This is a genomic window from Rubrivivax soli, from assembly GCF_049810355.1.
Lineage (GTDB): Bacteria > Pseudomonadota > Gammaproteobacteria > Burkholderiales > Burkholderiaceae_C > Rubrivivax.
In genome coordinates this window covers 4,335,009-4,350,851 of sequence record NZ_CP187368.1, presented here as the reverse complement: position 1 = coordinate 4,350,851, position 15,843 = coordinate 4,335,009, and the positions used below count along the sequence as shown (strand labels likewise).

Here is a 15,843-nt window from a genome sequence, read left to right as displayed (position 1 = left end):
CCGGATGGCTTGTTTCGTGCTTTGTAACAACCTGCGCCGTATCGCTGTTTCTGGCTGCGGCTGAGACACACAACAAGGAGTCCATCGCGTGATCAAGCTGAGTTCCCTGGCCTTTGCCGCTGCACTGGTTGCATTGCCCGCGACCCATGCGTCCGCCTACGTCGTGCGCATCTTCGATGCGGCGCCGATGACGAACCTGACGCAGGCCGACGCGGCCATCGCCACTGGCCTGGCCACGGCGACGGTGAACGCCACCATCATCGACTTCGACGACCTGGGCGATGGCACGCGCGGCCTCTTCAGCGTCAACAACGCCTGGCCCGTGAGCCCGCCCGACACCTTCGCGGCGCACATCACCGGCCTGTTCTACCTCGACACCGCCGGCACCTACACGTTCGGCATGAACCACGACGACGGTGCCCGCCTGGTCATCGACGGCGTCGTGCGCGCCACCGCCGACGGCGTGGCCGACAACCGCACCACCACGTTCACCGGCAGCTTTGCCGCCGGCTACCACGCGCTGGAGATCGTCTACCTGGAAAACGGCGGCGGCGCGTCGCTCGAGTTCTTCGGTGCCAAGGGCACGGCGCCGTACGCGCTGGTGCAGGGCGTGCCCGAGCCGGGCACGATGGCGCTGGTGGGCCTGAGCCTGCTGGGCCTGGGCCTGAGCCGCCGCAAGCGCGGCTGATCCCGATCCACCGGCCGGCCGCTGCCGATGCGGCCGGCGGCGTGCAGCAAGACCCCGCCTCGGCGGGGTCTTCGTCATTGCAGCGCCGCGCTCAGCCCGCGGCCGCCGCCACCTGCATCCGCGCCACCCGCGCCCACGTGCGCTCGATGGCCGGTGCCAGCGCCTCCAGCGTGTGCTGCTTCTCCAGCACCTCGGCCACGTCCAGCGCCAGCGCCTGCGCGCGCAACGTGTCGTTGACCGAACCCGAGGTCAGCACCGCCGGCAGCCCGGGGCGCACCTGCCGCGCCGCGCGCAGCACGTCCAGGCCCGACAGCAGCGGCATGTTGTAGTCGGTGACCAGCAGGTCGAAGGCCGGCGGCACGGCGCACAGCGCGTCGATCGCCGCCTGCGGCTCCTGCAGGCAGGTGACGGCAAAGCCGGCGCGCTGCAGCAGGCGATCGACCATCAGCGCCATGATCTCGTCGTCGTCGAGGTACAGCACACGCAGGCCGCCGCCGTCCACCGCCACGGCGCCGCTGGTGGTGGCGGCCGCCGCGTCGCCGGCCGCCGCCGCGGCCAGCGCCGGCAGGTGGATCTCGAACCGCGTGCCCTGCCCCGGGCTCGACTGCACGGTGATCGCGCCCTCGTGTTCCTGCACGATGCCGTGCACGACCGACAGCCCGAGGCCGGTGCCGCGGCCCCGGGGCTTGGTGGTGAAGAAGGGCTCGAAGATGCGCTGGCGTGTCGCCGCGTCCATGCCGCTGCCGTTGTCCTCGACGCGCAGCCGGACGTGGTGGCCGGGCACCAGGCCCAGGCACAACGCCGCCTCGCCGTCGAGCAGGGTCTCGTCGATCTGCACGACGATGCGGCCGCCGCGTTCGCCCATCGCCTGCCAGGCGTTGCTGCACAGGTTCAGCACGATCTGCTCGATCTGCGTGCGGTCCACGAGCGCCAGCGCGTGCGGCGCGGCCGCCTGCAGTTGCACCTCGACGTTCGCCGGCAGCGTCGCGCGCAGCAGCGCCAGGCTCTCGGCGACCACCGGCTGCAGCGGCTGCGGTTGCCGCTCGGCACGCTCGCGGCGGCTGAAGGTCAGGATCTGGCGCACCAGCGCGCGTGCCCGGTCGCCGGCCTTGTGGACCTGCTCGATGCCGTGCAGCGCCTCGGCGGTGGCGCCGCGCCGCACGTCGTCGCGGGCCATGGCGGCGTTGCCGAGGATGGAGCCGAGCACGTTGTTGAAGTCGTGCGCGATGCCGCTGGCGAAGGTGCCCAGCAGTTCCATCTTCTGCGCCTCGCGCAGCTGCAGCTCGAGCCCGCGTCGGATGTCGCGCGCCTCGGCGCGCTCGGTGACGTCCGTCTGCACGCCGTCCCAGGCGATGCGCCCGTCGTCCAGGCGGCGCGGCGCCGACACGAAGTGCATGCGGCGCTGGCTGCCGTCGGCGCGCCGCAGCCGCGCCTCGCAGTCGAACACCAGCATCGTCTCGGCCGAACGCTGCTCGGCCGCCACCAACGCCGGCAGGTCCTCGGGATGGATCTGGTCGTACCAGGCCATCGGGTCGCGCAGCACCTGCGACGGACGCAGCCCGTTGATGCGCTCGATGGCGGTGCTGACCTCGGTGAAGCGCATCGTGCCGTCGTGGCCGCGCACCACCTGGTACAGCACCGACTGCGGCAGGTTGGCGCTGAGCGTCTCCAGGCGCGTCCGGCTCTCGCGCAGCTGCGACTCCGAGGCGCGCAGCGCGTCGTAGGGCGCGCGGATGCTGGCGAGGAAGGTCGCCTGGTACAGCAGCGTGTAGGCGACGACCTTGTACAGGTGGCCGGCGATGTTCTGGAAGTCCGACGGCGCAACGTACGACGTGAACGCGAAGCCGCCCACGCCCATGAGGAAGCTCGACAGCGCCAGCAGCCGCAGCTGCCGGCTGTCGTCGCGCTGCGCGCGGCGCCACAGCAGCACGGTGACCAGCAGGTTCAGCACCGCCAGCGTGTATTCGTAGCGGGCCTTGAACGGCGTCACGCCGACACCGTCGACGAAGGTCGCCGGAAACGCGTCGATCGCGTAGGAGCCGAAGGCGCCGACCGCCAGCGCGGTGGCGCCGCCCAGCGCCAGCGACAGGTTGCGCGACAGCGCCGGCACGGCGTTCAGCGCGATCAGCCCCAGCGCCAGCACCTCGAAGCTGCGCCCCATCAGCCAGAAGAAGATCGCGCGCGGCGTGCTGCTCTCGGTCAGGAACGCGGGCATGCCCTGGTAGGTCAGCGCATGCAGCAGGTCGCAGATGGCGACCACCGTGAAGCCGGCCACCAGCGCACGCGCGGCGTGGTCGGCGCGGCGGTCGAAGGTGTGCCACGACACCGTGACGATCAGCGCCGCGATCACGATGGCGAACAGCTCCAGCACCAGGTGCACGCTGAGCATGCGGCCCTCGAGCAGCGAGCGCGAGGTCAGCGCCGGTGCGTTCACGATCAGCAGCATGCCGACCACCGCGGCTGCGGCCGCCGCGGCGTACTTCCAGGTTCCCGGCCGGTTCATCGAAGCGCGTTCTCCTCCACGACGGCAAGGGCGTCGTGCGTGCTGGCCCGCCCCGAGACACCGGGCTGCGGCCGGCGGATGCTACCCGGGGCGGTACACGCCCGTCATTGGCGTCCGCCCGCATCCCGCACCGGCGCCTGCAGCCTCAGGCGCCGGCCGCCGCGTGGCGCAGCAGCAGCGCCGCGAGCACGAGCATGGTCGCGCCGATCACGCCGTCCAGCACCTGCCAGGCCCGCGGGCGCGCGAACCACGGCGCCAGCCACCGGGCACCGAAGCCCAGCGCCACGAACCAAAGCGCGCTGGCGCTGCCGGCGCCGGCGATGAACCAGCCGCGCAGCGCAGCGGGCTGCTGGGCACCGATGCTGCCCACCAGCAGCACGGTGTCCAGGTAGACATGCGGGTTCAGCAGCGTGAAGGCCGCCGCCTGCGCGAGCGCGGCGCCGCGCTGCAGGCCGGCGCCGCCGGCCGCGGCTTCCAGCCGCTGCGGCCGGCGCGCACGGCGCAGCGCCTGCCAGCCGTACAGCGCCAGGAAGCCGGCGCCGCCCAGCGCCAGCGCCCGCGCCAGCCCCGGGCTGTTGCGCAGCGCCTGCGCCATGCCCAGCACGCCGGCCGCGATCAGCACCGCATCGGCCAGGGCGCAGAACAGCACCACGCTGCCCACGTGCTCGCGGCGCAGCCCCTGGCGCAGCACGAAGGCGTTCTGCGCGCCGATGGCGACGATGAGCCCCAGGCCCAGGACCAGGCCTTGCACGTAGACCGGAGCGGCCTGGGCGACGGGTTCGAGGATCGGCATGGACACCAGCTTGCCAGCACCGATGGATGCAGCCAAACTCAAGTTGCTGAACCCAAGTTAGCCAAACTGAATCGATGCTGGACTACGCAGCGCTCTCGGCACTGGCCGCCGTGGTCCGCGAAGGCAGCTTCGAACGGGCCGCGCAGGCGCTGCACGTCACGCCGTCGGCGGTGTCGCAGCGCATCCGGCAGCTGGAAGAGCGTGTCGGCAGCGCGCTGGTGGTGCGCGGGCAGCCGTGCCGGCCCACCGACACCGGCCGGCGCCTGTGCCAGCACGTCGACCGCGTGCGGGTGCTCGAGCAGGAACTGCAGGGCACGCTGCCGGCGCTGGCGCCGCAGGGGCTGACACGCGTGCCGCTGCCGGTGGCCGTCAACGCCGACAGCCTGGCGACCTGGTTCACGCCGGCACTGGCGGCCTACGCGGCCGAAGCGCCGGTGCTGGTGGAAGTGGCGGTGGACGACCAGGACCACACCGCCGGGTGGCTGCGCAGCGGCGCCGTGCTCGCCGCCGTCACCGGCAGCGCGCGGCCGGCCACCGGCTGCAACAGCCGGCCGCTGGGCGCCATGCGCTACCTGGCGGCGGCCAGCCCCGCGTTCGTGGCACGCCACTTCGCCGGCGGTGTCGGCGCCGGCAGCCTGGCGCAAGCGCCCAGCCTCGTGTTCAACACCAAGGACGACCTGCAGGCGCGCTGGGTGCAGCGCCTGTGCCACCGGCACGTCGAACTGCCGCGCCACACGCTGCCGTCGTCGCAGGCGTTCGTGACCGCCGCGGTGGCCGGCATGGGCTGGGGCCTGCAGCCGCTGTCGCTGGTCGCCGAGCACCTGCGCGCGGGCACCCTGGTGGAACTGGTGCCCGGCACCGCACTCGACGTGCCGCTGCACTGGCAGCACGCCCGCGCCGCGTCGGCCTGGCTGGACGGCCTGAGCCGCGCGGTGCTGGCAGCGGCGGGCCGGGCGCTGCTGCCGGTGTGAGCGCAGCCACGCGGGCCGGCACGCGCGTCGGCGTCACCACGTCGGCGGCAGCCGCGGCGCCGTCACAAGGGCGGCATCAGGACGATCTTGCGCCCGGCGCCGTCGGTCTTGCTGTCGGCGAAGCGGAAGGTGTAGCCCGCGCGCAGCAGGCACCAGATCTCCAGCGCCGTCCAGGTGGGACGTTCGGCACCGTCCTTGTCGTACCAGAGCAGCGAGCCCTTGCCCTGCGCCTTGCACAGCTTGAAGAAGTCGTCGGCGTTGTAGTTGGCCGGGTCCTGGAAGAGTTGCAGCACCTTGGGCGGGATGTCGGCGTACTGGTCGCCCTGGTTGAGCTTGATCTTGAACTGCGCCTTGGCGCGGATGCCGCCTTCCACCCACGAGACGTTCAGCCCCGGTGACCAGTTCGGCACATCGAGGATCCGGAACTTCTTCTTCGGCGACTTCCGGGCGTGCAGCGAGACGTACTGCCGGCTGCCGATGTAGAGCTTGTTCTTGCCGCTCGTCTGCTGCACGTTCCTGGCGTTGGCGTACGCCACCGGCGCGTCCTTCTTGACGGCGGAGCGGTTGCCCAGGTTGTCGATCTCCTCGTCCACGTCCTTCAGCTGTGCGCTGGCGTCCTCGAGGTCGTTGCCGGCCGTGACGAGGCGCATCGTCGCCTTGAAGAGGTCGTTCATCAGCTTGGCGGCCTGCACCGCATCGACCTTGACCAGGCGCTCGTAGCGCGACTCGAGCGCCTGCCGCGCCTCGGCCGCGGCGGTGAACTCCAACTGGCACTTGTCGCGGCGCACCACCAGTTGCTGCTGGTCGATGCGCAGGCGCTCCAGCTTCTCGTCCTCGCGCGCCAGGATGGTCGGCGCCATCTCGTCCTTGTAGTCCTGCCACTCGCCGAACTTCTTGCACTTGGGGCACGGCTTGCCGGCCAGTTCATAGACGTAGGACGCACCGAACTGCCCGACGAAGGCGCAGGATCTGCATTGGAAGGTGTGCATGGCCGGCCGGACTCCACGGGCGCTGATCGGGGCGGCAAGTCTCGCCAGCCGGTCGGTGCGCTGTCAATCCCATCAGCGCAGCGGCGCGCCGGGCGGGCAGAGCGCCGCCGCGGCCGGGGCCTACAGCCGGCGGGCCACCGCCACGGCCACTGCGGAGCCGCGGCCGACGGCGGCACACCAGGCGCGCAGCAGCGGCCCGGCGCGCGGCGCGGCCAGCGCGGCGGCTTCGTCGCGGTGCGCGCACTCGTCGGCCTGGCACTGCGCCAGCAACGCACGCAGCGGCGCGCTGGCGCTGCGCCGGGCCGGTGGCAGGGCGTCGAGCTGGTCGATCTGCTGCTGGTAGTGGCGGTCGACGAAGGTCTCGACCGCCGCGATCGTGGCGAACACGGCACGCGGCCCGGCCAGGGCCGGCAGGGCGCCGGTGAGGAACCCGGCCACGCGCCAGGGCACCAGCAGGCGGCTGCGCTGCGGCCACGGCAGCAGCGCGGTCACCAGGCGCAGGTGCTCCTGCTCGGTGGCCAGGTGGCGGCGGGCAAAGTCGCGCACGGCGGGATCGCGCGCCACCGCCAGCACGCCGCGGTAGATCCAGACGGCGCCGGTTTCCCCGGCGTGGTCGCTGCGCAGGTCGGCGCGCAGGCTGGCGGGCACCGCCATCGCGGGCGGCTCGAACGACGCCGCCACCCGCTGCAGCGCTGGCCGCAGCCGCAGGAACACGCGGTAGAGCACTTCCAGCAGCGGCGTCACGCCGGGCAGCGCCGCGATGCGGGCCAGCCAGCGCCAGCCCGGCAGCACGGCCCACAGCGCCGCGAAGCCGCGCGCGCCGCTCACCAGGCTGCCGTCGGCGCGCCGCACGTGGAAACGCGCCAGCAGCGTGGCGCGGTCGGTGCCGGGCGGCAGGTCGGCAGTCGCGCTGGACACGTCCACGAAGGCCAGCGGCTGGCGCGCTGTCAGGCCCTGGTAGAGCGCGATCTCCCGGCGGCACAGCGGGCACGCTCCGTCGAACAGGACGGTGAGTGCGCCGTCGGGGCAGGTGGCGGTTGCGGACGTGGCGGCGGTTGCATCCATCGCGTCGTTCGTTGCGCTGGCGGTCGGCGCGGCGGTCGCATCGGCGACACCGCCGGCCGGCGCCGGAACATGGGTGGTCGGCATGTGGCGATGCTGCACGCCTTGCGCCGGCCCTGTGCGGACCCGGCCTTTCGGTCGGCAGCTTGTTGGGCAGCCCTCTGCCGAGCCCGCGGCGCGCGCCCTCAGGCGCCGCGTGCGAAGTCCGCCGCCAGGCGGCCCACCTCGGCCAGCACCGCTTCGTCCTGCGGCCGCACCCACGTGGTGCTCTGCGCCGGGCCTTCGTAGAAGCAGGCCAGCACCCAGGGCTGGCGGCCCGGCGGCCAGAAGACCGCGACGTCGTTGAGGCGGTCGGGCAGGCCGGGGCTGAAACCGGTACCGGTCTTGTCGCCGGCCCGCCAGGCCGCGGGCAGTCCGGCGCGCAGCCGGTTGCGGCCGGTCTGGGTGGCCACCATCCAGGCGATCAGCCGGTCGCGGCTGGCAGCCTGCAGGGTGTCGCCGGCGCACAGCCGCGCCACGGTGCCGGCCAAGGCCGCCGGACTGCTGGTGTCGCGCGCGTCGCCGGGCAGCACGCGGTTCAACGCGGGCTCGTAGCGGTCGATGCGCGTCACCGGATCGCCCTGCGCGCGCAGCCAGCCGGTGAAGGCCTCGGGCCCGCCGAGTGCGCGCAGCAGCACGTTGGCGGCCAGGTTGTCGCTGGTGACCTGCGCGGCCTCGGCCAGCGCCAGCGGCGTGGCCCAGCCGCGCGCGAGCCAGGCTTCGGTGGCGGGCATGTGGGGCACACGCTCGGACCGGCGCAGCGGCAGCCGGGCGTCGGCGCGCAGCCGGCCCTGGTCCACCGCCTGCAGCACCGCGCCGGCCAGCGGCAGCTTGAAGGTCGAGCACAGGCCGAAGCGCTCGTCGCCGCGGTGGACCCAGCGCCGGCCGGAGCCGGTGTCGAGCAGCGCCACGCCAAGGCGACCGCCGGCGCGGCGCTCCAGCGCAGCCAAGGCGTCGGCGGCCGCCACAGGCACGGGCAGCAGGCCGGCGAGCAAGAGGGTTCGTCGTGTCACGTTCATACGGGAACTCATGGGTCAGTGGCGTGACACCGCATTCTTCGCGGCAGACTCGGGGGGCACCAACGAAATCACGTCACGCCAGTCCTTAGGTTGCCTCATGAGCCTTGCCCGCTACTCGCTGAACCACCTGCACGCCTTCGCGGTCGCCGCGCGGCACCTGAACATGACACGCGCCGCCGACGAGCTGTGCGTCACGCAGGCCGCCGTCAGCCACCAGATCAAGGCGCTGGAGGCACAGATCGGCAAGCCGCTGTTCCTGCGCACCGCGCGGGGTCTGCTGCTCAGCGACGACGGCGCGCGCATCGCGTCCGCGGTGCAGCAGGCCTTCGCGCAGCTCGACGGCGCGCTGGCGCTGCTGGACGACACGACGCCGCCGCAGCGCTTCACGCTGGCGGTCGTCGGCACCTACCTGCACGGGCACCTGCTGGAGCGGCTGCCCGACTTCCAGGCCCGCCACCCGGCCATCGACCTGCGCATCCAGACGCACAACAACAAGCTCGACCTGGCCACCGAGACGGTGGACGCGGCGATCCGTTTCGGCGACGGTGCCTGGCACCGCGTGGAAGCGCTGCCGCTGCAGGCCGCGCCGCTCACCGTGCTGTGCGCGCCCGGGCTGCGGCTGGAGTCGCCGCAGGACCTGCGGCGCTGCACGCTGCTGCGGTCGTACCGCAGCAGCGACTGGGCGGCCTGGGCGCAGGCCGCGGGCTGCGCGCCGCTGAATCCGCGCGGCCCCCAGTTCGACGCCTCGGTGCTGATGGTGCAGGCCGCGATGGCCGGCGCCGGCGTGGCGCTGGCCCCCGCGACGATGTTCCGCCGCGAACTGGCCAGCGGCCGGCTCGTGCAGCCCTTTGCCACCGCGATCGACGCGGGCCGCTACTGGCTGACGCGCGCCCTGGGGCGCGAGCCGCCGCCGGCCTACGAGGCCGTGCGCGGCTGGTTGCTGGGCACGGTGGCGGCTGTCGATTCGGCGCGGGCCACCAGCGGCTAGGCGCGGGTTGCGGGCCGTGGACGGCAGCCACGGGGCGCGTCGAACGCCGGCGGTCCGGTGCCGCCGCAGTCGGGAAGTCGAGGCGCTGCGCGCGCGCCGGAGCTGCGTTCGATCCGACCGGCGCAGGGCACGACTTGCGGCCTTGCTGGCTCACTCCAGCCAGGAACCTGCCCTGCCAGCCACCGTGCGGTCGCTCAGGCTGTTCGTCCGCGGAGATTGAAGGCCGAGACCGTGCGGGCGAGCGCATCGGCCTGCTCGCGCAGGCTCTGCGCTGCCGCCGCGCTCTGTTCGACGAGCGCTGCGTTGCTCTGGGTTGCCCGGTCGAGCTCGCCGACAGCCCCGTAGACCTGATCGATTCCCTGGCTCTGTTCCTGGCTGGAAGCGCTGATCTCGGCGACGAGGTCGGTGACTCGCTTCACTTGAACGACGATGTCTTGCATCGTGCGGCCGGCATCGCCGACGAGCGCGCCACCCGCCTCGATCCTTTCGACCGAGGCGCCAATCAGCGCCTTGATCTCGCGCGCCGCCTGCGCACTGCGTTGGGCCAGACTGCGCACCTCTGCGGCGACGACGGCAAAGCCGCGTCCCTGCTCACCGGCACGCGCTGCCTCGACAGCGGCGTTCAGCGCCAGGATGTTGGTCTGGAAGGCGATGCCGTCGATGGTGCCGATGATCTCGGCGATCCGTTGGCTGCTGGCCTGGATCTCGCCCATCGTGCCGACGACGCGGTCAACGATCTCGCCACCGCGGCTGGCCACCGTGCATGCGGAGGCCGCCAGCTGGTTGGCCTGCTGCGAGCTGACGGCGCTGTGCTTCACGGTCGACGCCATGTGCTCCATCGACGCGGCAGTCTGCTGCAGGTTGCTGGCCTGCTGTTCCGTGCGCTCGGACAACTGCAGGTTGCCCTGGGCGATTTCGCCGCTGGCCAATCGCACCGACTCCGCGCTTTGTTGCACATCGCCGACGAGCTGGCGCAGTGCGCCTTGCATGTCGCGCACGCCCGCAGCGAGCTGGCCGATCTCGTCGCTGCTGCCGACGCGCACGTCGCGGCTGAGGTCACCGCTGGCAATGGCGCGAACGGAATCGCCCAGGCTGGCAAGAGGCTGCGTCACCGAGCGAACAACGCGCCAGGCCACGACCAGCGTCGACCCCACGACCAGCAACGCCATCGACAGCGTGGCCATTGCCAGCTGACGATTCGCGGCATTGGTGGCTTCGAAACGTGTCCGCGCTTCGGCCTCCTTCAGAGGCACCAGTTGCTGCAAGGGCTTGATGAACCGCTTGTGCAGCAGCGCCCAGTCGCCTTCGAGCACGTCGGTCAACGCCGCCTTGTCGCCCGAGCTGTAAGCCGTCTCGATCTTGCCCAGCACCTTGGCCATGTCCGCCTGGCCCTCGTTCAGCGCCTTCAGCAGCTCTGCCTGCTCGGTCCCGACGGACGGGTCAACAACCTCGAGGAAAGATTTCCAGGAGGCCTCGATCGACGGCCGGCTCTCGCGCAGGTGGTTCAGCGAACCCGGTACCGGCATCACGTCGAGCAGTACGCCAGCGACGCGGAAGCGCACTTCCCGCAGCTGCGAGTCCACCTTCTGCAGTTCCACCAGACCGCGTACGTTCTGCTCATAGAGCTCGGACAGCGCCTGGGAGTTGCTGTGCGAGGAGTAGACGTTGAAGCCAGCCAGCGTCGAGGCACCGACGACGGTGACCAACGCCAGGCCCGCTAGGCGGGCCTTCAGACTGAACGCGAGTTTCATTGCAGGTCTCGTGGTTGGAGTCGGTGGGCGGCCGCGCGGCGGGCCCGCCGCTCACTGGGTCGGCAGGCTCTTGGTCGTCCACTCGGGCATGCCGCCTCGGAACCAGTGGATGTTCTTGAAGCCGGCGTCGCGGGCGACCACCGCTGCCTTGTAGCTGCGCCAGCAGTCACCGCTGTTGCAGAAGAAGATCACCGCGGCGTTCTTGTCGGCGGGGAGCTTGGCGAGGTCGAACTGGTCCTGCGACTTGTCGAAATCGGCCGCCTTGGCGCTCTTCTCGCGGTAGGTGTGGCAGACCGCACCCTTGATGGTCTTTTCGGTGCACTCTGCAGCCACGCGGACGTCGAAGGCCACCGCGCCGCGGGCCATCGCCGCCTGCGTCTGCTCGGCCGTCACGAGCTTCACGCCCGTGAGCGTTTCGGGGGTCATGATCTTCTGGGCTTGCGCAGCCATCGGCGCCAGTGCCAGCGTTGCGGCAGCCATGAGGCCGGCGAGTACTTGACGAATCGACATGATCATTCCTTCGGGTTGGAGCTCTTCCAGAGGCTCTGCTTGAGCTTCGGCTTCGTGCTTATCGACCTGGCCGCGACGGCTTTGAACCGCAACGGAACCGCTGTGTGCTGGAATGCCGGAAACTGCGTCGCGCGGAGGGCTGGCCGGAGAGTCACGTTCCGAGTGCCCATGGTCGGCCGGACAGCGTGTCCGCATCGACGGCAGACGCTGCCAGACCCCGCATGACCGACGCTCCCTGCTCGACCTTGCCGCAGTGGCCCGGCGCCCATCCGCCCAGCGGCGCCAGCGCCCCCTGAAACTCCTGAACGAGGATTTCCTCGTGACCGAGCTGCCGCTGCTGCCACGCTGCGGTATGGGCGAACACCTCCGGCTGGACGTCGAAATGAACGGCGCCAGCACCGCCTTCATCGCCCAGCAGTTGGCCGAGACTGCCGGCGTGCAGGAACGGGACGTGGGCTACGCCGGCCTCAAGGACCGCCACGCCGTCACCCGCCAGTGGTTCGGCGCCCATCTGCCGAAGGGCGAGACACCCGACCTGACGCGGCCGCAGCACCCCGAGTTCAGCGTCCTGGGCCAGAGCCGCCACGTGAAGAAGCTGCGTCCCGGCGATCTGCAGGGCAACCGGTTCCGCACCGTGCTGCGCGACCTGACCGGCGACCGCGACGCCGTCGAGGCCAATCTCCAGGCCGTTGCGTCGCAGGGCGTGCCCAACTAGTTCGGCGCCCAGCGTTTTGGCCCGGACGGCGGCAACGTGATGCAGGGACGGGCCATGCTGGCGCGCGAGATCCGCGTGCGCAACCCGAAGATGAAGGGCATCTACCTGTCGGCGCTGCGCTCCTTCGTCTTCAATGAAGCGCTGGCGCCACGCATTCAGCAGGGACTCTGGGGCAAGACCTTGCCTGGCGACGTGATGGACGCGGCGGGCGGGCCCACCGGACCGCTCCGGGGCGGGGCCGCGTGGCGGCGACCGAGCAAGCGCAGGCCCTGGAAAACGCAGGGGCTGCACGTCACGCCACCTTGTGCGACGGCATGGAGCACGCCGGTCTGGACCAGGAACGCCGCGCCCTGGTGGCGCGCCCGGCCGACATGGCATGGGAATGGCCGCAAGCCGATCGACTGGTGCTCGCGTTCTCGCTGCTTGCCGGGCACGGCGGCGTCGGGCAGCCCTAGCCGGATCGCCGCTCGCCGACGTGCGGACGGCCACCGGCGACGAAGGCCAGCACGGCGTCGCAGAAGGCGTCGGGATCCTCGTCGGGCCACATGTGGCCCGCGCCCGGCACCGTCACCGCATGCGCAGGCAGCGCTGCCTGCGCGGCGCGCGACACGACGCCGTAGGCGGGCCGCGTGCGTTCGCCGGCCGCGACGCAGGTGCGCACCGTGATGGCGGCCAGGTCGGCGGCCGTCAGCGGCGGTGGCGGGGTCTGCTGCAGCAGCAGCGGCAGGGTGTGCACGTTGTCGCGCTCGATCTGCCGCGTCGCCGCGGCCTGCGCCGCGAAGTGGCCGGGCCGGCTCGCTGAGCCGTCGATCAGGTGCACCAGGGCGGTCTCGAGGTCGCCGCCGGCCACGGCCGCGGCGACGGGCCCGAACAGCGCCTGCACGTCCTCGGCAAAGGCCTGCTGGTCCTGCGGTGTCTGCAGGAAGGTCGGCATGCCCGGCTCGTAGACGAAGACGCTGCGCAGCAGCGCCGGGCGCTCGAACGCCAGCGTCAGCGCCGCGTGTGCGGCGTACGACCACGCCACCAGGTGCACGGGACCGGCCGCGCGCGTGTCGATGAACGCAGCCAGCGCATCGGTGTGCGCGCGCAGGCCGAACGGCCGCGCATCGCCGGCGTCGGGCTGCGGGCCGTGGTGAGGCAGCGTCACGGCGATCGCGCGCAGGCCGGCGGCGGCCAGGCGCGGCAGGTGGCGGTCCCACAGCCGTCGATCGGCCAGCGCGCCATGCACCAGGACGATCGGCGGCCCCGCGCCCAGCGCGTGCCAGTCGAGCGGGGGATGGCCGGGAGCAACGTCGTTCGGGGTGGGTGTGGTCATCGTGGACTTCCGCGCCGGGCGGGCACGGCGGTGGTGGACGGCGCAGGCCGCGGTGCGGCCTGTCCAGGCAGGCTGGCGCCGATTGCACGCAGGCGCTGCCAGGCCAGCGCCTCCCAGGTCGACGACCCCGCGCTGCGCACGAGGTCGAAGCCGGCGTCGGCCCACAGCGAACTGTCGGCGTCGAGGCCGAGTTCCGCCAGGAAGTCGGGACCGGCCAGCACGAACTGGCGCCGGTAGGGCAGCACCACGCCGGGGCTGCCCTGCTGCATCGCCTGGCGCGCCTCGTCGTGGCGCGCGAACCAGGGCGTCAACAACCCGGCGCAGCCCGGGGCGTACCAGAAGGTGCCCTGGTCGTCGCCCGCGCCGGCCTGCCCGCCGAGCACGTGGCGCGCATGCTCCCAGTGCGCGAACCCGGCCTCGCGCGACACCGCGTGCAGGCAGTCGCGCAGCCGCGGGTCGTCGGCCGCGCCAGGGTTGCCGGCGGCCAGCGCGGCGCGTCGATGCGCGTTCAGGCGCAGCCGCGCGCGCGTCTTCAGTTCCTGCAGCAGGCGGGTCATCGCACGGGCTCCGCCACGGGCGGCGCGCATCGGGCGCTGGCCATCATGCGGCCTCCACGGTGCGGCGCACGCGGGGGCCGGTGCCGGCGAAGTCGCTGAACGGCGGGTGGCCCTGCTCGATCGCGTGGTGGCGCGCCTCGATCCAGTCGCGTGTCTCGCCGTGCGTGAGCCAGTAGAACGGCGCGCCCGCCTCGAGTTCGCGCAGCACCCGCTGCGCGAACTGCGCGGCCGGCTCCGCGTGCTGCATTGCCTCGGCCAGGTGGGCTGCAAACGGGTTGCCTGCCAGCGCAGCGCCGGGCGTCGGGTGCGCTGCCTCGTCGTAGCGGCCGACGTCGACGATCTGCGTGCGCACGAGGCCCGGGCACATCGCGTGCACCGAGACGCCGTGGGCCTGCGCCCGGTAGTGCAGCCCTTCGAGCGCCGCGAGCAGCGCCGCCTTGCTGGCGCGGTAGGGCCCGGCGCCGGGGAAGCTCTGCAACGCCGCGGCCGAGAGCGTCGCCACGGCCTGGCCGCGCCCGGCACACAGGTGCGGCCACCACAGGCGCAGCGTGCGCAGCACACCGAGGGTGTTGACCTCCCAGGCCCACTGCCAGGCCGCGTCGGGCAGGTCGGGCGCATCGCCGCCGATGCCGCCGATGCCGGCGTTGGCAAAGACCATCGCGGCCGCGCGGCCGGCGAAGCGCTCGGCCACCGCGGCCATCGCGGCCTCGTCGCGCACGTCGACGGCGAAGCGGTCGGCGCGCGGGTCGATGTCGGCGGTGTGGCGATCGATCGCCACCACGTCGAGACCGCGCTCGACGAGTGCCGTGGTCAATGCCGCGCCGATGCCGGAGGCTGCGCCGGTGACCACGGCCAGCGTCCGATGAACAGCGGACGACGCATCGGACGAGCGGGACGAGAAAGCGGAAGAACGGGGGGAACAGGCCATGACAGGCTCCAGGTTTCGTTGCAGGCCAATCCCGCGCTTGGCCAACGAAACGGACGACTGTCAGGACGAACCTGGGGGTGTGTCGGAGGGTGAGAGCCTCTTGTGCGGGCGGGCGCCCCTCAGCACCCGGGGCGGGAGTGTAGTGGAGTTCGCCGCCGCGCGCACTGGGCAGCCGCGCCCCGGGCCAGTGCGCCACGCGCTGGGTGTGCGCATGCCCGAGTGGTCCTGCGTGGCCTGGCAGCAGCCTGCGGAGGACTCCCGACACAGGGTGGTCTGGGCGATGCAGTAGCAACATGAACCATACGGTTTTTGTTTTGTACGTCTCGGTATACATTGCGCCCGCCGGCGTCGCCCCTTGCCGCCGGCCTGTGTCTGCCACTCCACCAATGTCGCGCCCCATGCGGCGCATCGTGCCCAGGAGAACCCACATGACCACGTCCTCGTCCCTCTCCCGTCACTCGTTGGCCCTCGCCCTCGTGACTGCCGCACTGTCGGCGCCCCTGAGCGCGCTCGCAGCGCCGTCCTTCGCCCAATGCCGTGCGACCCAGGCGGTGGACTTCCCCGGCACCATCGTCGACGCCGCGGTCGCAACGCCAGCGTTGTCGACGCTGACGAGCCTGGTCGTGGCCGCCGGCCTGGCAGACGCACTCAGCGCCCCGGGGGACCTGACGGTGTTCGCACCGACCAACGATGCGTTCGCGAAGATTCCGGCCGGAGTCCTGGGCGCCATCGGCGGCGACACGGCGACGCTGACCGCGGTGCTGACCTACCACGTCGTGCCCGGCAAGGTCGATCCGCGCCACCCCGTCACCCGCAAGCTGACGACGCTGCAGGGGCAGACCTTGTTCGCCGGCTACAGCCGTGGCACCGGCCCGGCGGTCAACCAGTCGGTGGCCGACTGCACCGCCGTGCGCACCACCAACGGCACGGTCTGGATCGTCGACAGCGTGCTGCTGCCGCAGTTCCGGTGATCCGGTGAGCCGGTGCGGGGGCGCGGCAGCGCGCCCCCAGCCGG

16 protein-coding genes are annotated in these 15,843 nt (G+C 72.3%); 6 read left to right on the top strand and 10 right to left on the bottom strand.

The window, feature by feature from the left end; genetic code table 11:
- The first annotated feature begins 88 nt into the window (after positions 1 to 88).
- Complete coding sequence (locus ACPOLB_RS19945) at positions 89 to 688, top strand: PA14 domain-containing protein (protein WP_425257779.1); 600 nt, start codon at positions 89 to 91, stop codon at positions 686 to 688.
- Between the two features lie 91 nt (positions 689 to 779).
- Here ACPOLB_RS19945 and ACPOLB_RS19940 read toward each other — a convergent pair whose 3' ends face one another.
- Positions 780 to 3,191 carry an MASE3 domain-containing protein gene (locus tag ACPOLB_RS19940; protein WP_425257778.1) on the bottom strand — a complete coding sequence of 804 codons (2,412 nt, stop codon included), beginning with the start codon at positions 3,189 to 3,191 and terminating at the stop codon, positions 780 to 782.
- A gap of 145 nt (positions 3,192 to 3,336) precedes the next feature.
- Positions 3,337 to 3,984 carry a LysE/ArgO family amino acid transporter gene (locus tag ACPOLB_RS19935; RefSeq protein WP_425257777.1) on the bottom strand — a complete coding sequence of 216 codons (648 nt, stop codon included), beginning with the start codon at positions 3,982 to 3,984 and terminating at the stop codon, positions 3,337 to 3,339.
- Positions 3,985 to 4,058: 74 nt separating this feature from the next.
- Here ACPOLB_RS19935 and ACPOLB_RS19930 point away from each other — a divergent pair, with 74 nt between their 5' ends.
- Complete coding sequence (locus ACPOLB_RS19930) at positions 4,059 to 4,955, top strand: LysR family transcriptional regulator ArgP (RefSeq protein WP_425257776.1); 897 nt, start codon at positions 4,059 to 4,061, stop codon at positions 4,953 to 4,955.
- Positions 4,956 to 5,017: 62 nt separating this feature from the next.
- On the opposite strand, the gene ACPOLB_RS19925 is transcribed toward ACPOLB_RS19930, so the two are convergent.
- From ACPOLB_RS19925 to bla, 3 genes are all read right to left on the bottom strand, one after another.
- On the bottom strand, positions 5,018 to 5,944 hold the full coding sequence (locus ACPOLB_RS19925) for a hypothetical protein (protein ID WP_425257775.1): 927 nt from the start codon (positions 5,942 to 5,944) through the stop codon (positions 5,018 to 5,020).
- A gap of 120 nt (positions 5,945 to 6,064) precedes the next feature.
- On the bottom strand, positions 6,065 to 7,093 hold the full coding sequence (locus ACPOLB_RS19920) for a demethoxyubiquinone hydroxylase family protein (protein ID WP_425257774.1): 1,029 nt from the start codon (positions 7,091 to 7,093) through the stop codon (positions 6,065 to 6,067).
- Positions 7,094 to 7,191: 98 nt separating this feature from the next.
- Positions 7,192 to 8,064: a class A beta-lactamase gene (gene bla, locus ACPOLB_RS19915; protein ID WP_425257773.1), complete on the bottom strand. Its 873-nt coding sequence runs from the start codon at positions 8,062 to 8,064 to the stop codon at positions 7,192 to 7,194.
- Between the two features lie 97 nt (positions 8,065 to 8,161).
- Between bla and ACPOLB_RS19910 the strand changes: the two genes are divergently transcribed.
- The gene (locus ACPOLB_RS19910; protein WP_425257772.1) at positions 8,162 to 9,052 is read left to right on the top strand and encodes a LysR family transcriptional regulator; all 891 of its coding nucleotides are present in this window, start codon (positions 8,162 to 8,164) and stop codon (positions 9,050 to 9,052) included.
- Positions 9,053 to 9,246: 194 nt separating this feature from the next.
- Here the strand turns inward: ACPOLB_RS19910 and ACPOLB_RS19905 are convergent, their stop codons facing one another.
- Together ACPOLB_RS19905 and ACPOLB_RS19900 are read right to left on the bottom strand one after the other, a co-directional pair.
- Positions 9,247 to 10,803 carry a methyl-accepting chemotaxis protein gene (locus ACPOLB_RS19905; RefSeq protein ID WP_425257771.1) on the bottom strand — a complete coding sequence of 519 codons (1,557 nt, stop codon included), beginning with the start codon at positions 10,801 to 10,803 and terminating at the stop codon, positions 9,247 to 9,249.
- Between the two features lie 51 nt (positions 10,804 to 10,854).
- Positions 10,855 to 11,313: a rhodanese-like domain-containing protein gene (locus ACPOLB_RS19900; RefSeq protein ID WP_425257770.1), complete on the bottom strand. Its 459-nt coding sequence runs from the start codon at positions 11,311 to 11,313 to the stop codon at positions 10,855 to 10,857.
- 319 nt (positions 11,314 to 11,632) lie between these two features.
- Here ACPOLB_RS19900 and truD point away from each other — a divergent pair, with 319 nt between their 5' ends.
- Both truD and ACPOLB_RS19890 read left to right on the top strand, forming a co-directional pair.
- Positions 11,633 to 12,028 (top strand): tRNA pseudouridine(13) synthase TruD, encoded by a 396-nt coding sequence (gene truD / locus ACPOLB_RS19895; protein WP_425257769.1) that lies wholly within the window; start codon positions 11,633 to 11,635, stop codon positions 12,026 to 12,028.
- 242 nt (positions 12,029 to 12,270) lie between these two features.
- On the top strand, positions 12,271 to 12,483 hold the full coding sequence (locus tag ACPOLB_RS19890; protein ID WP_425257768.1) for a hypothetical protein: 213 nt from the start codon (positions 12,271 to 12,273) through the stop codon (positions 12,481 to 12,483).
- Here ACPOLB_RS19890 and ACPOLB_RS19885 read toward each other — a convergent pair.
- The 3 genes from ACPOLB_RS19885 to ACPOLB_RS19875 are packed head-to-tail and all read right to left on the bottom strand — an operon-like array spanning position 12,480 to position 14,750.
- Positions 12,480 to 13,343, bottom strand: a complete 864-nt coding sequence (locus tag ACPOLB_RS19885) for an alpha/beta fold hydrolase (RefSeq protein WP_425257767.1) — start codon at positions 13,341 to 13,343, stop codon at positions 12,480 to 12,482. The two genes, ACPOLB_RS19890 and ACPOLB_RS19885, sit on opposite strands and share 4 nt — an antisense overlap.
- Positions 13,340 to 13,900 (bottom strand): hypothetical protein, encoded by a 561-nt coding sequence (locus tag ACPOLB_RS19880; RefSeq protein WP_425257766.1) that lies wholly within the window; start codon positions 13,898 to 13,900, stop codon positions 13,340 to 13,342. Before ACPOLB_RS19880 ends, ACPOLB_RS19885 begins: the two co-directional genes overlap by 4 nt.
- 43 nt (positions 13,901 to 13,943) lie before the next feature.
- Positions 13,944 to 14,750: an SDR family oxidoreductase gene (locus ACPOLB_RS19875; RefSeq protein ID WP_425257765.1), complete on the bottom strand. Its 807-nt coding sequence runs from the start codon at positions 14,748 to 14,750 to the stop codon at positions 13,944 to 13,946.
- A 506-nt stretch (positions 14,751 to 15,256) separates the two neighbouring features.
- Here ACPOLB_RS19875 and ACPOLB_RS19870 point away from each other — a divergent pair.
- Positions 15,257 to 15,799 carry a fasciclin domain-containing protein gene (locus tag ACPOLB_RS19870; protein WP_425257764.1) on the top strand — a complete coding sequence of 181 codons (543 nt, stop codon included), beginning with the start codon at positions 15,257 to 15,259 and terminating at the stop codon, positions 15,797 to 15,799.
- The last annotated feature ends 44 nt before the right edge of the window (positions 15,800 to 15,843 follow it).

Excerpts from the sequence above, each read along its gene's own strand:
- ACPOLB_RS19935 (WP_425257777.1), bottom strand. The coding sequence starts at position 3,984 with ATGCCGATCCTCGAACCCGTCGCCCAGGCCGCTCCGGTCTACGTGCAA.
- ACPOLB_RS19885 (WP_425257767.1), bottom strand. The coding sequence starts at position 13,343 with ATGACCACACCCACCCCGAACGACGTTGCTCCCGGCCATCCCCCGCTC.
- ACPOLB_RS19920 (WP_425257774.1), bottom strand. The coding sequence starts at position 7,093 with ATGCCGACCACCCATGTTCCGGCGCCGGCCGGCGGTGTCGCCGATGCG.
- ACPOLB_RS19905 (WP_425257771.1), bottom strand. The coding sequence starts at position 10,803 with ATGAAACTCGCGTTCAGTCTGAAGGCCCGCCTAGCGGGCCTGGCGTTG.
- ACPOLB_RS19880 (WP_425257766.1), bottom strand. The coding sequence starts at position 13,900 with ATGACCCGCCTGCTGCAGGAACTGAAGACGCGCGCGCGGCTGCGCCTG.
- ACPOLB_RS19930 (WP_425257776.1), top strand. The coding sequence starts at position 4,059 with ATGCTGGACTACGCAGCGCTCTCGGCACTGGCCGCCGTGGTCCGCGAA.
- ACPOLB_RS19940 (WP_425257778.1), bottom strand. The coding sequence starts at position 3,191 with ATGAACCGGCCGGGAACCTGGAAGTACGCCGCGGCGGCCGCAGCCGCG.
- bla (WP_425257773.1), bottom strand. The coding sequence starts at position 8,064 with ATGAACGTGACACGACGAACCCTCTTGCTCGCCGGCCTGCTGCCCGTG.
- ACPOLB_RS19925 (WP_425257775.1), bottom strand. The coding sequence starts at position 5,944 with ATGCACACCTTCCAATGCAGATCCTGCGCCTTCGTCGGGCAGTTCGGT.
- ACPOLB_RS19900 (WP_425257770.1), bottom strand. The coding sequence starts at position 11,313 with ATGTCGATTCGTCAAGTACTCGCCGGCCTCATGGCTGCCGCAACGCTG.
- ACPOLB_RS19870 (WP_425257764.1), top strand. The coding sequence starts at position 15,257 with ATGACCACGTCCTCGTCCCTCTCCCGTCACTCGTTGGCCCTCGCCCTC.
- ACPOLB_RS19910 (WP_425257772.1), top strand. The coding sequence starts at position 8,162 with ATGAGCCTTGCCCGCTACTCGCTGAACCACCTGCACGCCTTCGCGGTC.